We start from the raw sequence: 15,587 nt of genomic DNA, 5'->3' as shown, positions 1-15,587 counted from the left end.
GCGCACCGGGTAGGGTCTGACGCCGTGCCCGGTCTTCCCCGCCCCAGCACCGTCGCCCCCCAGCGGCTCGCCGACCTGGCGACCGCCGTGGCCGGCGTGGCGCTGACCGCGCAGGACGGCCCCGCGGACGTCGCCGTCACCGGCGTGACGCACGCCAGCGACGCGGTGCGCCCCGGTGACCTGTTCGCCGCCCTGCCCGGCGCCCGGCGCCACGGCGCCGACTTCGTGCCCGGGGCGGTGGCCGCGGGGGCGGTGGCCGTGCTCACCGACGCGGCCGGCGCGCCCGCCGCGGCGGCGGCCGGGGTGCCGGCGCTCGTCGCGGACGAACCGCGCGGGGTGCTCGGCGCGGTGGCGGCCGCCGTCTACGGCCACCCGACCCGCACGCTGCGCATCGTCGGCATCACCGGCACGGCCGGCAAGACGTCCACGGCGTACCTGGTCGAGTCGGGCCTGCGCGCGGCGGGCCGGGTCACCGGCCTGATCGGCACCGTGGAGACCCGGCTGGGGGAGCTGCGCGTCGACAGCGCCCGCACCACCCCCGAGGCGACGGACCTGCAGGCGCTGTTCGCCGCGGCCGCCGAGGCGGGCGTCACCGACGTGGTGATGGAGGTGTCCAGCCACGCGCTGGCGATGGGCCGGGTCGGCGGGGTGCGCTTCGCGGCGGGCGGCTTCACCAACTTCGGCCTCGACCACCTCGACTTCCACGCCGATGTGGACGACTACTTCGCGGCCAAGGCGAAGCTGTTCGACGGCCGCAGCGACGTCGAGGTGATCAACCGCGACGACCCGGCGCTGGCGCCGCTGCTGCGCCCGCACACCGTCACCTACTCGGCGGCGGGCGACCCGGCGGCGACGTGGCGCGCCGCGGACGTGACGACCGACGGCTACGCCCAGCGGTTCACGGCGCTCGGCCCGGCCGGCCCCGTGCGTGCGGGGGTGGCGCTGCCCGGCACCCACAACGTGGCGAACGCCCTGCTGGCGATCGCGCTGCTGAGCGCCGTCGGGGTCGACCCGGCGACGGCGGCGCGCGGCGTCGCGGCGTGCCCGGGGGTGCCCGGCCGGCTGGAGCAGGTGCCGTCGGCGGGCGGCGCGGCGGGCGGCGCGGCGGGCGGCCCGCTGGGCGTCGTCGACTACGCGCACAAGCCCGACGCCATCGTCGCGGCGCTGGCGGCGCTGCGCGAGCTGGCGGGCAGCCGCGGCGGCCGGCTGCTCTGCGTCATCGGCGCGGGCGGCGACCGCGACACCGGCAAGCGCCCGCTGATGGGCGCGGCGGCGGCCCGCGGCGCCGACCTGGTCGTCGTGACCGACGACAACCCGCGCACCGAGGACCCGGCGGCGATCCGGTCGGCGGTGCGCGCGGGCGCGGAGCAGGCCGGCGCTGCCTCTAAGATCATCGAGGTCGCGGGCCGGCGCGCCGCGATCGACGAGGCCGTCCGCCTCGCCGGGGCCGCCGACGTCGTCGCCCTGCTGGGCAAGGGACACGAACGGGGCCAGGAGGTGGACGGGCAGGTGCTGCCGTTCGACGACCGGGTCGAGCTCGCCGACGCGCTGCGGGCGATCGCCGAGGGGACCACCGCATGATCGACCTGACCCTCGCCGAGGTGGCCGCGGCCACCGGCGGCGAGCTCGTCCACGGCACCGGCGCGGAGGTGGTGACCGGGTCCGTGGAGTTCGACTCCCGCGAGGTGGGCCCGGGCGGCCTGTTCGTCGCGTTCGACGGCGCCAAGGTCGACGGCCACGACTTCGCCGCCGCCGCCGTGGGCCGGGGCGCCACCGGCGTGCTCGGCACCCGCGACACCGGCGTGCCCGGGGTGCTGGTCGACGACCCGCTGGCGGCGCTGGCCCGGCTGGCCCGGCACGTGGCGGACCGGCTCCCTCAGCTGACCGTCGTCGGGCTCACCGGCTCGTCCGGCAAGACCACCACCAAGGATCTGACCGCGCAGCTCGCCGCCCGGATCGGCCCCACGGTCGCGCCGCCCGGCTCGTTCAACAACGAGCTCGGCCACCCGTGGACGGTGCTCAAAGCCGGAGCGGAGACGCGCTTCCTCGTGCTGGAGATGGGCGCCCGCGGCATCGGCCACATCAAGCACCTGTGCGACGTCGCCCCGCCGCGCATCGGCGTGGTGCTGAACGTCGGCACCTCGCACATCGGCGAGTTCGGCTCGGTGGAGAACATCGCGCTGGCCAAGGGTGAGCTGGCCGAGGCCGTGCCCGCCGACGGCGGCGTGGCGGTCCTCAACGCCGACGACCCGCGGGTGCGGGCGATGGCGGCACGCACGCGCGGGCGGGTCGTGCTGGTCGGCGAGGCCGCCGACGCCGACGTGCGCGCCGAGGACGTCACGCTCGACGAGCGCGGGCGGGCCTCGTACACCCTGGTCACCGCGCACGGCCGGGCGGCGGTGACGCTCGCGGTCAGCGGGCGGCACCAGGTCGGCAACACCCTCGCGGCCGCCGCCGTCGCGCTGGAGCTGGGCATGCCGTTCGCCGAGCTGCCGCAGGCGCTGGGCGAGCTGCGGCTCGTCTCCACCCGCCGGATGGACGTGTTCGACCGGCCCGACGGCGTGACGGTCATCGACGACTCGTACAACGCCAACCCGGGTTCGGTGGCGACCGCGCTGCGGGCGCTGGCCGCCGTCGGCGCGGGCCGGCGCACCACCGCCGTGCTGGGCTACATGGCCGAGCTGGGCGACTTCGAGCACGAGGGCCACGCCCAGGTCGGCCGGCTCGCCGCCGAGCTGGGCGTCGACCGGCTCGTGGTGGTCGACGCCGCGGCGGCGCCCATCGCCGAGGGGGCCCGCGCGCACGCGGGCTGGACGGGGAAGGAGATCGTGGTGCCCGACCAGCCGGCCGCCGTGGCCGAGCTGGCCCGCGACCTGCGGTCCGGCGACGTCGTGCTCGTGAAGGCGTCGCGCTACCGGACCTGGGAGGTCGCCGACGCGCTGCGCGACCCCGCGACCCTGCCGGTGGTGACCGCGTGAGGGCCGTCATCGTGGCGATCGCGGTCGCCTTCATCGTCTCGCTGCTCGGCACCCCGGTCGCGATCAAGGTGTTCCGGGCGCTCAAGGCGGGCCAGCCGATCCGCACCATCGGCCCGCAGACCCACCTGGGCAAGAAGGGCACGCCCACGATGGGCGGCGTGGCGTTCATCATCGCCACCGTCGTCGCCTACGTGGCCGGGCACCTCGCGCTGACCACGCTGCCGGAGCAGCAGATCGCGCAGGTCGGCCCGACGATGACCGCGCTGGTGCTGCTGGGCCTGTTCGTCTTCTGCGGCGCCGTCGGCTTCCTCGACGACTTCCTCAAGGTGCGCCGGCGCAACTCCAACGGCCTGTCCGCCAAGGGCAAGCTGTTCGGCCAGCTCGTCGTCGGCACCGGCTTCGCGGTCGCCGCGCTGTACTTCCCGAGCACCAACGGCCAGACGGTGGCCAGCGAGAACATCTCGTTCATCCGCGACATCAGCTGGCTCGACGTCGGCAAGGTCGGCTCGGTGCTGGTGTTCGTCTTCGTCATCATGAGCATGTCGAACGGCGTGAACCTCACCGACGGCCTCGACGGCCTGGCCACCGGCGCGTCCATCCTGGTCCTCGGCTCGTACTCGGTGATCGCGTTCTGGCAGTACCGGCACTGGTGCGGCGACACCAACTACGCCCGCACCGCCGAGTACTGCTACCAGGTGCGCGACCCGCTGGAGATCGCGCTGATCGCCGGGGCGGCGGCCGGGGCGTGCGTGGGCTTCCTGTGGTGGAACACGTCGCCGGCCCGCATCTTCATGGGCGACACGGGCGCGCTCGGCCTGGGCGGCCTCATCGGCGGCCTGGCGATGGCGACCCGCACCACGCTGCTCGCCGTGATCCTCGGCGGCCTGTTCGTCATCATCACGATGTCGGTCGTCATCCAGATCATCTCGTTCAAGACGACCGGCAAGCGGGTGTTCCGCATGTCGCCGCTGCAGCACCACTTCGAGCTGGCCGGCTGGTCCGAGGTCAACATCGTGGTGCGGTTCTGGATCGTCGCCGGCATCGGCGTGGCCATCGGCCTCGGCCTGTTCTACAGCGACTTCCTGGCGGTCATGGGCTGAGCCCGGCTCACGGGCCGGTGCCCAGCCCCGCCTCGCGCGCCCGCACGACGGCCTGCACCCGGTCGGCCACCCGCAGCTTGACGAAGATGTGCGACACGTTGTTGCGCACCGTCTTCTCCGACAGGTGCAGGCGGCGGGCGATGGCCGCGTTGCCGTCGCCGCGGGCCATCAGGTCGAGGATCTCCCGTTCCCGCGGCGACAGCTCCGGGAACGGCTCCGGCCCGGCGGCGGCCGGACCGGCCAGGGCGGTGACGAGCCGCTCGCCGACGCCCGCGCCGTAGATCATGGCGCCGCCGGCGACGGCCCGCACGGCCCGGCCGATCTCCTCCTGGCCGGCGCCCTTGAGCAGGTAGCCGCGCGCCCCGGCCCGCACGGCGGCGAGCACCATCTGGTCGTCGTCGTACATGGTCAGCACGAGCACGGCCGTTCCCGGGCACTCGACGGCCAGCCGCCGGGTGGCCTCCACGCCGCTGACCTGGGGCATGTGCAGGTCGAGCAGCAGCACGTCGGGCCGCACGGCGCGGCACACCTCGACGGCCGCCGCCCCGTCCGCGGCCTCGCCGGCCACCTCGACGCCGATCGCGTCGAGCAGGGCGCGCAGGCCCTGCCGGAACACCGGGTGGTCGTCGGCGATCACCACCCGCAGCGGGCCGGTCTCGGCCGGGTCAGTGGTCATCGGGCCATCCTGCCTGGTCCGGCAGCGGCAGTCGCGCCGCCACCCGGGTGCCGCCGCCGGGGGCGGGCCCGACCGTCAGCTCGCCGCCCAGCTCGGCGGCGCGGTCGCGCAGGGAGCGCAGCCCGACGCCGTCGGCGCGGTCCGCGGGCAGGCCGGCGCCGTCGTCGGTGACCTCGACGAGCAGTTCGCCGGCGGCGCCGGTGAGCCGGACGGTCACCGCGCCGGGCGCGGCGTGCCGGACGGCGTTCGTGACGGCCTCCTGCACGACGTGGTACGCGGCGACCTCCACGGCGGCGGGCAGCTCGGGCAGCGCGTCCGCCTCGACGGTGACGGCAGGCCCGCCGGGCGCGGCGGCCGGGCCGGTGGTGCGGATCGCGTCCACCAGGCCCAGCTCGTCGAGGGCGGGCGGGCGCAGGCCGCGGACCACCCGCCGGACGTCCTGCACGGCGGCGCCGGCCTGGTCGCGGGCCTGCGCGACGAGCCCGGCCGCCCGCTCGGCGTGGCCCCGCCCGGCCACGGCGGCCGCCGCGTCCAGCGTCATGACCACGGCGGACAGCTGCGGGCCGAGGCCGTCGTGCAGGTCCCGGCGCAGCCGGCGGCGCTCCTCCTCGCGGGCGCCGACCAGCCGCTCCCGGGAGTGCTGCAGCTCGGCGGCGAGGCGGACGGCGTACGCGACGGCGGCGCCCTGCCGGGCCAGCTCCCGCAGCACCGCGTCGTCGGCCAGGTCGAGCCGGTCGGTGCCGCGCCGGGGCGCCGCCCGCAGCTCGCCGATCGTCTCGCCCAGCCACACCAGCGGCAGCCGGACCCCGTCGGGGCCGACCGGCGACCCGGCGGCGGCCGACACGGTACGCCCGTCGGCGCCGACGACGTCGACGGCCACCCCGGGCAGGCGCAGCCCGGCGGCGGTCTCGGCGGCGAGCACCCGAAGCGCCGCGGCCGGGGCGGGCGCGCCCTGCAGGCGGTCGGCGATGCCGGTGAGCAGCCGGTACGGGTCGGCCCGCGCCCCGAACAGCAGCCGGTTGACGGCCCGCCGGGCCCGGTCGCGCACGGGCGCGAACACCAGCGCGACGGCGACCGCGGCGAGGAACCCGGGCACCCGCGAGCCGCCGGTGACCAGCGCGCCCGCCCAGCCCGCCGCGGCCGCGTAGACCAGCGCCAGGACGGCGAGCACGACGACGCCCAGCAGTGTGCGGCTGACCAGGGCGTCGATGTCGTACAGCCGGTGCCGGGTCACCGCGACGCCGACGGCGACCGGCACCGCGACCGCCACGGCGAGGCGCAGCTGCCACGGCCCCGCGAACGACACGGCGGCGGTGAGCGCCACGGCGTAGCCGAACCAGGCGATCTGCCGCCGCTGCGCCGCCCCGGCCCGGCGGAACCGCACCACCAGCGCCGCCACCGCGAGCAGCACCACGAGCGGCGTCAGCACGGCGAACGCCACCCGCAGCGCGGGCACCACCGCGCCGAGGGCCGGCATGCCGAGCGGGTTGGCCCGGCCGCCCGCGACCGCCGGGTCCAGCGCGGCCCCGACCGTCACGGTCACCAGCAGCGCGGCGGTCAGCGCCACGGCGGGCCGCCAGCGCGGCGACGGCGGGCGGCCGTCGGGCCACAGCAGCGGCAGCAGACCCACGACGATCAGGTACGCCGGCGCCCACGTCCAGCGGGCGAGCCAGCCGCCGGCGCCGGCCAGGGCCGCCGGGACGCCGGGGTGGGCGGCGAGCGCGCGGCCGGCCACGTACCCGGCGGCGGCCAGCCCGCTGCCCAGCAGCAGCCAGGCGGGCCGGTTCGCCGGGCGCCGCCACAGCAGCAGCACGGCGACGACCGCGGCGGCGGGTCCGTAGGTGGCCTCGGGGGTGTCGAACAGCGGCGCGCGCGCCGCGGCCGGGGTGCCCAGGTGCAGGGTCACCCCGGCCGCGGCGGCGGCCACGGCCAGCAGGCCGAGCAGCGCGGCGGTGTGGCGGCGGATCATGCGCTGATCAGATCAGAGCCGGCCGGCGGTCCACCGCTGGTCACCCGCTCGCAGCACGGCGACGGCGATGCCGGTGGACGCGGCGAGGAACAGCCAGTGCGGGTCGACCGGGCCGACGGCGCCCACGGCGAGGTCGAGCACCCAGAACAGGCCGTACGCGACGGGGATCCAGCGCGGCACGCCGCGGGTGACGGCGAGGCCGCCGGCCAGCAGGGCGGTGCCGCCGAACATGCCGAGCAGGAACGGCGCCACGACGACCAGCGCGAGCGGGCTCTCCTGGAGCGCGGGCACCGCGCCGGCGTGCCCGGCGCCGACCAGGATGCTCTGGGCGAGCATGACGCCGTGCAGGCCGAGGAAGCCGAGCACGCCCACGAAGGTGAGCAGGGCGGCGGCCGCGCCGACGCGGGGCAGCCGGGCGCGGACCAGGTGCGCCGTGGCCTGGAAACCGATGAGCAGCGGCGGGACGGACGCCAGCCCGAGCAGCGCCACGGCGAGCACCGCCTGCGGGTGGGCGACGGCGGCGGCGATCTCCTGCTCCCCGGTGCGGTCCCGGCCGCCGAGGACCAGCCCGGTCAGGACGGCCTGGGCGGTGTTCAGGGCGGCGCCGGCGACGAGGGCGACGGCGGCGACGCGGCGGCCGACGACGGGCCCGCGCCGGGCCGGGGCAGCCGCCTCGTGGGCGGCGGGAGCGGGGGAGACGGTGGTGGTGGACACGTTTCTGACCTCCTGGATCGGGTGTGCCACCACGGTCGCCCGCCCGCCGCCCCGCCCGCCTGAGGCCGGTGTCCCGGCGTCCCGGGCACTGCGCCCGGGACATGTGTCCCGGCGAAACCGCGGCGCGACACGCGCTCCGGCGTGCCGCCGCACGGCACGCCGGGCGTCGATGATGGTCCACATGGGGACGGAGACGGAGCGGCGCACCGACAACGACCAGGTCTTCGGCTTCATCGGCGGCTTCGCGATGATCCGCGGCGTGCTGGCCCGCCCGCTGGCGTCCTACTACCTGCTGATCGCCAGCTCCGGGCTGCTGCTGGTCATCGGCCTGACGATGGTCTTCTCCGCCACCAGCGTGAAGGCGTACGCGGAGCACGGCAGCGCGTTCAGCATGATGCTCAACCAGGTGCTGTTCGCGATCATCGGGCTGGTCGGCTTCTGGGTGTGCCAGCGGCTGCCCGCCGGCACCCTGGCCACGCTGGGCATCGCCGTGCTGGGCGTGTCCGTGGTGCTGCTGGTCATCCTCGACGTGCTGGTCGCGCTGCACGGGGCGAAGGTGCTGGCCGAGCCGGAGCTGGGCCCGCTCAAGGCGAACCTGCTGTGGCTGTACCTGGGCCCGATCCAGGTGCAGCCGTCGGAGCTGGCGAAGCTGGGCCTGGTGCTGTGGGGCGCGAACCTGATCGCCCGCAAGGGCGCCGCCCTGGGCTACTGGCGGGAGCTGGCGAACCCGCTGTTCCCGGTGGTCGGCCTGCTGTTCGTCATCGTCGGCTACAACGACCTCGGCACGATGCTGGTCATGCTGGCCATCGTCATCGGCCTGCTCTGGGCGGCCGGGGTGCGGCTGCGCATCTTCGCCGGGCTGGGCGTGCTCGGCCTGGCCGGCATCGCGCTGCTCATCGCGGCGGCGTCGCGCGGCGCCGGGTCCGGCCGGGCCGGCGAGGAGAACTACCGCCTCGCCCGGCTCACCACGTTCCTGCAGCCGCTGGAGAAGTGCGACGCCGACGCCTGCTACCAGATCCTGCAGGCCCGCTCCGCGATCAGCGAGGGCGGCTGGTTCGGGGTGGGGCTCGGCAAGAGCACGCTCAAGTGGGACTGGCTGCCCGCCGCCGGCACCGACTTCATCTACGCGGTGATCGCCGAGGAGCTGGGCGTCGTCGGCTGCGTGGTGGTGCTCGCCCTGTTCGCGGTGCTCGCCTACACCGGCTTCCGGATCGCCCGGCGCGTCGGCGACCCGTTCCGCCGGCTCGCCGCCGTGGCCATCACCACCTGGCTGGTCGCCCAGGCCGTCATCAACATCGGCGGCGTCGTCGGCCTGCTGCCCATCACCGGGCTGCCCCTGCCGTTCATCTCCGACGGCGGATCCGCCCTGGTCGTGACCCTGGCGGCGATCGGCATGCTGGCGTCGTTCGCCCGCGCCGAGCCGGACGCGGCCCGGGCCCTGCACGCCCGTCCGCCCGCCAGATGGGTGCGGCTAGTCTGGGCCCCGCTGCCGCCGCTACCCCCGCCGCGGCGGCCGGCCCCGCCGCGCCCTGGCGTCGGCGCGGTGCCGCGGCCCTCGGCCGGAACCGGAGCCGGAGCGGGGGCCGAGAGGAGACGGTGATGGGTCAGCTGCGGTCGGTCGTGCTCGCCGGAGGTGGCACCGGGGGGCACATCTACCCGCTGCTCGCCTTCGCGGACTGCCTGCGCCGGCACGACCCGCGGGTGCGCATCACCACCCTGGGCAGCCCCAGCGGCATGGAGAACGACCTCATCCCGCCGGCCGGCTACGACCTGCGGGTCATCCCGGCGTACCAGCTGCCCCGCTCGGTCAACCTCAACCTGATCCGCACCCCGGACCGGATGTGGAAGGCGGCGCACGCGGCCGGCAAAGTGATCGACGAGGTGCAGGCCGACGCGGTCGTCGGCTTCGGCGGGTACGTGTCGGTGCCGGCGTACCTGGCGGCGTGGCGGCGCGAGCTGCCCATCGTCATCCACGAGGTCAACGTGCCGCCGGGCGTGGCGAACCGGATGGGCATGAAGTTCACGAAGAACGTGGCGGTCGGCTTCGGCCACCAGGTGCAGCAGGCCGAGTCGCTGCGCGACGCCCGCGTCGTCGGGGTGCCGCTGCGCACCGGCATCACCCAGCTCGACCGGGCGGCGCTGCGGCCGCAGGCGCTGGCCCACTTCGGGCTGCGCCCCGACCTGCCGGTGCTGTTCGTCTCGGGCGGCTCCTCCGGCGCGCGCACGATCAACGTGGCGGTCGCCGGGGCGGCGAAGAAGCTGGCCCACGCCGGGGTGCAGGTGCTGCACGTGCAGGGCGGGCGCAACGAGCCGTTCGACGTGCCCTCCGACCTGCCGGTGCCGTACGTGGTGGTGCCGTACCTGTCGGACATGCAGCTCGGCTACGCGGTGGCCGACCTGATGCTGTGCCGCGGCGGCGCGATCACGGTCGCCGAGACCACCGCGCTCGGGGTGCCCGCGATCTACGTGCCGTACCCGCACAGCAACCAGGAGCAGAAGCGCAACGCCCTGCCGGTGGTGGAGACGGGCGGCGGCGTGCTGGTCGACAACGCGGACGTCACCCCGGACTGGGTGGAGCGTACGGTGATCCCGCTGGCGCGCGACCCCCACCGGCTCGCGCAGATGGGCCAGGCGGCCGCGACGTACGGCCGGCGCGACGGCGACGTCGCCCTCATGAACTTCGTCTACGAGGCGGTCGCCCGGTGACCGCCCCGGCAACCCTGGAGTGTGGCGCGTGAACACCGCGGAGCTGACCCCGGCCGGCACGCTGACCGCCGAGGACCTGGGCCGGGTCCACCTGATCGGCGTCGGCGGCGTGGGCATGAGCGGGCTCGCCCGGCTGCTGCTGACCCGGGGCGTCCCCGTGTCGGGCAGCGAGCTGAAGGCGTGGCCGCACCTGGCGGCGCTGCGGGCGCTCGGCGGCACGATCCACATGGCGCACGAGGCGTCGAACCTGGACGGCGTCGACACGGTCGTCTACTCGACCGCCATCCCGCAGGACCACGTCGAGCTGGCCGAGGCGCGCCGCCGGGGCCTGCGGGTGCTGCACCGCTCCGAGTGCCTGGCGGCGGCGATGACCGGCCGGCAGACGATCGCGGTGGCCGGCACCCACGGCAAGACCACCACCACGTCGATCATGACGGTGATCCTGCAGCACGCCGGGCAGGACCCGTCGTTCGTCATCGGCGGCGAGATCTCCGAGGCGGGCTCGAACGGCCACCACGGCACCGGCCCGCACTTCGTGGCGGAGGCCGACGAGAGCGACCGGTCGTTCCTGCTCTACCGGCCGCACGTCTCGATCGTCACGAACGTCGACGAGGACCACCTGAACACCTACGGCGACATGGCGACGCTGGAGGCCGCGTTCGCCGAGTTCGCCGGGCTGACGTCGGCGGACGGCTTCGTCGTGACCTGCGCCGACGACCCGGGCGGGCGGCGGCTCGCCGGGCTGGTCCGCCTCGCCGGGCGGCCCGTGTTCACCTACGGCGAGGCCGAGGACGCGAACCTGCGCCTGACGAGCGTGTCGTCGTCGGCGTCGGGCGTGCGCTACCGGGCCAACCTCGACGGCGTCGAGCTGGGCGAGCTGCACCTGCCGGTGCCGGGCCGGCACATGGGCCTGAACAGCGCCGCCGCCGTGCTGACCGCGCTGAAGCTCGGCATCGGCCTGGAGCCGGTGGTCGAGGCGCTGGCGTCGTTCCCGGGGGTGCGCCGCCGCTTCGAGCGCAAGGGCCTCGCCCGCGGCGTGCTGGTCTACGACGAGTACGCGTACCACCCGGTGTCGATGAAGGCCGCCATCAGCACGCTGCGCGAGGTGGCCGGCGACGGCCGCCTGCTGGTGGTGTTCCAGCCGTACCGGGTGTACCGGACCCGCGACCACCAGGCGGCCATCGCCGAGGCCCTGGCGCTGGCCGACGAGGCCGTGGTCATGGAGGTGTTCGGGCCGGGCGAGGTGCGCGGGCCGGGGGAGGGCGGCGTCGCCCTGCACGCGGCGATCGACCTGCCCGCCGACCGCAAGGTGTTCGTCCCCTCGTGGGAGGACGTGCCGGGCGAGGTGGCCCGCCGGGCGCGCCCGGGTGATGTCGTGGTGACCATGGGTGCCCCGCCGATCTCGCTGATGGGTGACGAACTGCTGTCCGCGCTCGGGGAGAGCGGGGACGACGCTCCGGCCGGGCGCGGATGACCGGCCCGGGCGGCGGCCGGACCCGCACCACCGAGCGGGTGGCCACGGGCCGCCGCTGGCGGCTGGTGCGGGCGGACCCGGACGCCGTCCCGCCGTCGGTGCGCCGGTTCATGGCCCGGGCCCGGCAGCGCCGGCTGCGCGCGGCGGCGCCCTGGGCGGTCGGCGGCGGGGTGCTGGCGCTGGCCGGCCTGCTGGTGTGGATCGTCTACGGCACCGCGGTGTTCGGGGTGCGCGAGGTCCGGGTCGACGGCGCCGAGATCGCCGGGCCGCTGGAGGTGCGCGCGGCGGCGGGCATCCCCGCCCGCCGGCCGCTGGCGCTGGTGGACACCGACGAGGTGCGCGAGCGGGTGGAGGCGATCGCCCCGGTCGACCAGGCCGTCGTCTCCCGCGACTGGCCACACGGGATCCTGATCCAGGTCGTCGAGCGCACCCCGGTGGCGGCGGTGCCGGCCGGGCAGACCGTGCAGCTCATCGACGACGAGGGCGTCGCGTACCGGCAGCTGGCCGAGGCGCCCGCCGGGCTGCCCATCGCCCGGCTGGCGGCGCCCGGACCGTCCGACGTGAACACCAGGGCCGCGCTGACGGTGCTGGCCGCCCTGACCGACGACCTGCGCGCGCAGCTGACGGAGATCTCGGTGGAGGCCCCGGCGCGCATCAAGCTGACGCTCGCCAAGGGACGGACCATCATCTGGGGCGACGACACGGAGAACGCGACCAAGGCTCGCGTTGCCACCTCCCTGCTGGCCCGGAAGGGTGACACGATCGACGTCAGCGCCCCGGACGTGGTCACGATCCGATAAGGATCGAACGGGTGGCGCGGCCGTTGGTTACGGCCGAGTCGCAAATGCGGCACGTCGTGGACGGCCGACACGCCGTGTCGGTCCTTGGATCACGCGAGGCGTTTGCATACGTTTCCCACAGAGGCTCAGTAGTTGACATAGCTCTAAGCCTCTAGTAGAGGGTGAGGGTTCACCTCTCCCTCCCTTGTACGGAGCGGATGTCGAGGGCGGTTCTGGCCAGGCCGCAGGGGCCGTCGACGTCCGCCAACCCTTGGAAGGGAAGGCTGAGCCCGCATGACACCTCCGCACAACTACCTGGCGGTCATCAAGGTCGTCGGGATCGGTGGCGGCGGCGTGAACGCTGTCAACCGCATGATCGAGGTTGGGCTCAAGGGCGTCGAGTTCATCGCGATCAACACCGACGCGCAGGCGTTGCTGATGAGCGACGCCGACGTGAAGCTCGACGTCGGCCGGGAGCTGACCCGGGGCCTCGGCGCCGGCGCGCAGCCCGAGGTCGGCAAGAACGCCGCCGAGGACCACCGCGACGAGATCGAGGAGGTCCTCAAGGGGGCCGACATGGTCTTCGTGACCTGCGGCGAGGGCGGCGGCACCGGCACCGGCGGCGCGCCCGTCGTGGCGAACATCGCCCGCAAGCTCGGCGCGCTGACCATCGGCGTCGTCACCCGGCCGTTCTCGTTCGAGGGCAAGCGCCGCCAGGTGCAGGCCGAGACCGGCATCGACGAGCTGCGCAACCAGTGCGACACGCTCATCGTCATCCCGAACGACCGGCTGCTCGCCCTGGGCGACCGCGGCATCAGCATGATGGACGCGTTCCGCCAGGCCGACCAGGTCCTGCTCTCCGGTGTGCAGGGCATCACCGACCTGATCACCACCCCGGGTCTGATCAACCTCGACTTTGCCGACGTCAAGAGCGTCATGAGCGGCGCGGGCAGCGCCCTCATGGGCATCGGCAGCGCCCGCGGCGACGACCGCGCGGTGCAGGCCGCGGAGGCCGCGATCTCCAGCCCGCTGCTCGAGCAGAGCATGGACGGCGCCCGCGGCGTGCTGCTGTCGATCGCCGGCGGGTCCGACCTGGGCCTGTTCGAGATCAACGACGCGGCCCAGCTGGTCACGGACGCGGCGCACCCCGACGCGAACATCATCTTCGGCGCGGTGATAGACGACGCCCTCGGCGACGAGGTCCGCGTCACCGTCATCGCCGCCGGGTTCGACGGGGGCACCCCCGCCTACAAGCCGGCGGAGTCGCAGCGCAAGGTCGTGCACCAGGCCCCGCCGCAGCCGGTGGTGCCGACGTCGCCGGCGGCGCCGCCCGCCACCGTGCCGGCCCCGGCCGCCGCGGCGACCACCACGCCGCCGCCGCGCCGCGTGCTGTTCGACGACGTGGACGTGCCGGACTTCCTCAAGAACGGGTCCTGACCCGGCGCCGGCGGCGCGGCGGTCGTCCGATATTGCTATGGGCATGGACGACGATCGCGGCGACCGCCGGGCCGAGCTGGCCGGCTCCCACGCGCGGGTGACCGCGCGCATCGAGGCGGCCTGCGCCGCGGCGGGCCGGCCGGCGGCGGACGTCCGGCTGGTGGCCGTGACGAAGACCTATCCCGCGGCCGACGTGCTGCACCTGGCCGCGCTCGGCGTCACCGACGTGGGGGAGAACCGCGACCAGGACGCCGCGCCCAAGGCGGCCGAGGTCCGCGCCGCCGGTGCGGACCTGCGCTGGCACTTCGTCGGGCAGCTGCAGAGGAACAAGGTCAAGAGCGTCGTCCGGTACGCCGACGTCGTGCAGTCCGTCGACTCGGTGCGGCTGGCCCGCGCGCTGGCCGACGCGGCCGGGCGCCTGCGCGAGCGGCCGCTCGACGTGCTCGTCCAGGTCAGCATCGACGGCGACCCGGCCCGCGGCGGCGCGCTGACGGGCCCGGGCGCCGACCCGGAGGTGGCGCTGGACCGGATCGCCGCCGCCGTGGCCGAGGCGCCGGCGCTGCGGCTCGGCGGGGTGATGGCGGTCGCCCCGGTCGGCTGGCAGCCGGAGGCCGCGTTCGAGCGGCTCGCCGAGGTCGCGGCGGGTCTGCGGGCGGCGTACCCGGCGGCCACCGCGGTGTCCGCGGGCATGAGCGCCGATCTCGAGGCCGCCGTCCGGTACGGGGCGACACACGTACGGATCGGCAGCGCTTTGCTCGGGAAGCGCCCTGGGCTGCGGTAGCCTGACGGCTGGGTACCGAATTACATACGTGTTGTTTCACCGCGACGGAAGACGGCGCGGGCCGGGGGGACCTCGGGAGGGACACCCCTCCGGTGGCCGGCGCGCCGCCACGCTCGACCGTCGTGTCCGCCGGGCCTCGCGAAGGCGCCCGGCACCAGGGGGAGAGCGGCGGGCCGAGGGGGCGCGCGCCGCAACGGACGGAGGTGGGGGCATGAGCGACAGGCTGCTGGGTGGTCGTCAGGCCGCGGACCGGGACGAGGTGACCGCATGAGCGCTCTGCGTAAGGCGGGGGTGTGGCTGGGCCTCGTCGAGGAGGAGGACGACGACCGCGGGTACGACGACCGCTACCGCGAGGGCGGCTACCGCGAGCGGGAGTCCGCCTACCGCGCGGAGAGCCGCTACGACGACTTCGGCGACGAGGACGAGGAGGAGGACGAGCCGCCCGTGCCGCGCGCCCGCACCTCCGAGCGGTTGCGCCCGTCCGAGCGCTCCGGCGCGCGGGCCGAGCGCGACCACGACGACCGCGCCGAGCGGGCCGCCGAGCGCGCCGAGCGCCCGGAGCGCGCCAGCGTGCGCTCGATCACCCGGTCGCCGGCGCCCGAGTCGTCCGGGCTGAGCTACCCGACCCGGGACAACCTGGCGCTGAGCCCGCAGGTCCAGGTGCGCGAGCGCCCGGAGCCGCAGGAGGACCAGCGCTACTCGATCACGACGCTGCACCCGACCACGTACCGGGAGGCGCGCACGATCGGCGAGCACTTCCGCGACGGGACGCCCGTGATAATCAACCTCACCGAGATGGACGAGGGTGACGCCCGGCGGCTGGTCGACTTCGCCGCCGGACTCGCCTTCGGCCTTCGCGGTACGATCGAGCGCGTGACCAACCGGGTTTTCCTGCTCTCGCCGGCCAACGTCCAGGTCACCGCCGAGGACAAGGCCAAGATCGCCGAGGGCGGCTTCTTCAACCAGGGCTGAC

The 15,587-nt window shown here is 75.6% G+C and carries 13 protein-coding genes; 10 read left to right on the top strand and 3 right to left on the bottom strand.

Annotated elements, in window-relative coordinates; translation table 11 throughout:
- Positions 1-24: 24 nt before the first annotated feature.
- The 3 genes from Sya03_RS13780 to mraY are packed head-to-tail and all read left to right on the top strand — an operon-like array spanning position 25 to position 4,078.
- Positions 25-1,581, top strand: coding sequence for a UDP-N-acetylmuramoyl-L-alanyl-D-glutamate--2,6-diaminopimelate ligase (locus tag Sya03_RS13780; protein WP_203938673.1), 1,557 nt, complete (start codon positions 25-27; stop codon positions 1,579-1,581).
- Complete coding sequence (locus Sya03_RS13775) at positions 1,578-2,978, top strand: UDP-N-acetylmuramoyl-tripeptide--D-alanyl-D-alanine ligase (protein WP_203938672.1); 1,401 nt, start codon at positions 1,578-1,580, stop codon at positions 2,976-2,978. The genes Sya03_RS13780 and Sya03_RS13775 overlap by 4 nt, the downstream gene beginning before the upstream one ends.
- Positions 2,975-4,078: a phospho-N-acetylmuramoyl-pentapeptide-transferase gene (gene mraY, locus Sya03_RS13770; RefSeq protein ID WP_203938671.1), complete on the top strand. Its 1,104-nt coding sequence runs from the start codon at positions 2,975-2,977 to the stop codon at positions 4,076-4,078. The genes Sya03_RS13775 and mraY overlap by 4 nt, the downstream gene beginning before the upstream one ends.
- 7 nt (positions 4,079-4,085) lie before the next feature.
- Here the strand turns inward: mraY and Sya03_RS13765 are convergent, their stop codons facing one another.
- The 3 genes from Sya03_RS13765 to Sya03_RS13755 are packed head-to-tail and all read right to left on the bottom strand — an operon-like array spanning position 4,086 to position 7,437.
- Positions 4,086-4,754, bottom strand: coding sequence for a response regulator transcription factor (locus Sya03_RS13765; RefSeq protein WP_203938670.1), 669 nt, complete (start codon positions 4,752-4,754; stop codon positions 4,086-4,088).
- The gene (locus tag Sya03_RS13760; protein WP_203938669.1) at positions 4,744-6,723 is read right to left on the bottom strand and encodes a sensor histidine kinase; all 1,980 of its coding nucleotides are present in this window, start codon (positions 6,721-6,723) and stop codon (positions 4,744-4,746) included. Before Sya03_RS13760 ends, Sya03_RS13765 begins: the two co-directional genes overlap by 11 nt.
- Before the next feature lie 12 nt (positions 6,724-6,735).
- The gene (locus tag Sya03_RS13755; RefSeq protein ID WP_203938668.1) at positions 6,736-7,437 is read right to left on the bottom strand and encodes a hypothetical protein; all 702 of its coding nucleotides are present in this window, start codon (positions 7,435-7,437) and stop codon (positions 6,736-6,738) included.
- Positions 7,438-7,618: 181 nt separating this feature from the next.
- Between Sya03_RS13755 and Sya03_RS13750 the strand changes: the two genes are divergently transcribed.
- The 7 genes from Sya03_RS13750 (at position 7,619) to Sya03_RS13720 (ending at position 15,586) form a co-directional block, all read left to right on the top strand.
- Positions 7,619-9,037 carry an FtsW/RodA/SpoVE family cell cycle protein gene (locus Sya03_RS13750; RefSeq protein WP_203938667.1) on the top strand — a complete coding sequence of 473 codons (1,419 nt, stop codon included), beginning with the start codon at positions 7,619-7,621 and terminating at the stop codon, positions 9,035-9,037.
- Positions 9,037-10,143 carry an undecaprenyldiphospho-muramoylpentapeptide beta-N-acetylglucosaminyltransferase gene (gene murG / locus Sya03_RS13745; protein WP_203938666.1) on the top strand — a complete coding sequence of 369 codons (1,107 nt, stop codon included), beginning with the start codon at positions 9,037-9,039 and terminating at the stop codon, positions 10,141-10,143. Before Sya03_RS13750 ends, murG begins: the two co-directional genes overlap by 1 nt.
- Before the next feature lie 28 nt (positions 10,144-10,171).
- Positions 10,172-11,617 carry a UDP-N-acetylmuramate--L-alanine ligase gene (murC, locus tag Sya03_RS13740; protein WP_370872011.1) on the top strand — a complete coding sequence of 482 codons (1,446 nt, stop codon included), beginning with the start codon at positions 10,172-10,174 and terminating at the stop codon, positions 11,615-11,617.
- Positions 11,614-12,417 carry a cell division protein FtsQ/DivIB gene (locus Sya03_RS13735; protein WP_203938664.1) on the top strand — a complete coding sequence of 268 codons (804 nt, stop codon included), beginning with the start codon at positions 11,614-11,616 and terminating at the stop codon, positions 12,415-12,417. The genes murC and Sya03_RS13735 overlap by 4 nt, the downstream gene beginning before the upstream one ends.
- Before the next feature lie 273 nt (positions 12,418-12,690).
- Complete coding sequence (ftsZ, locus tag Sya03_RS13730; protein ID WP_203938663.1) at positions 12,691-13,833, top strand: cell division protein FtsZ; 1,143 nt, start codon at positions 12,691-12,693, stop codon at positions 13,831-13,833.
- Positions 13,834-13,876: 43 nt separating this feature from the next.
- A complete protein-coding gene (locus Sya03_RS13725) occupies positions 13,877-14,614 on the top strand; it encodes a YggS family pyridoxal phosphate-dependent enzyme (RefSeq protein ID WP_239107459.1) in 738 nt (245 codons plus the stop codon).
- A gap of 267 nt (positions 14,615-14,881) precedes the next feature.
- Positions 14,882-15,586 (top strand): cell division protein SepF, encoded by a 705-nt coding sequence (locus Sya03_RS13720; RefSeq protein ID WP_203938661.1) that lies wholly within the window; start codon positions 14,882-14,884, stop codon positions 15,584-15,586.
- The last annotated feature ends 1 nt before the right edge of the window (position 15,587 follow it).

The organism is Spirilliplanes yamanashiensis (assembly GCF_016863475.1).
In the GTDB taxonomy this organism is placed as follows: domain Bacteria; phylum Actinomycetota; class Actinomycetes; order Mycobacteriales; family Micromonosporaceae; genus Spirilliplanes; species Spirilliplanes yamanashiensis.
The sequence above is the reverse complement of the archived record's forward strand: the minus strand, read 5'-3'. Positions and strand labels throughout refer to the sequence as shown.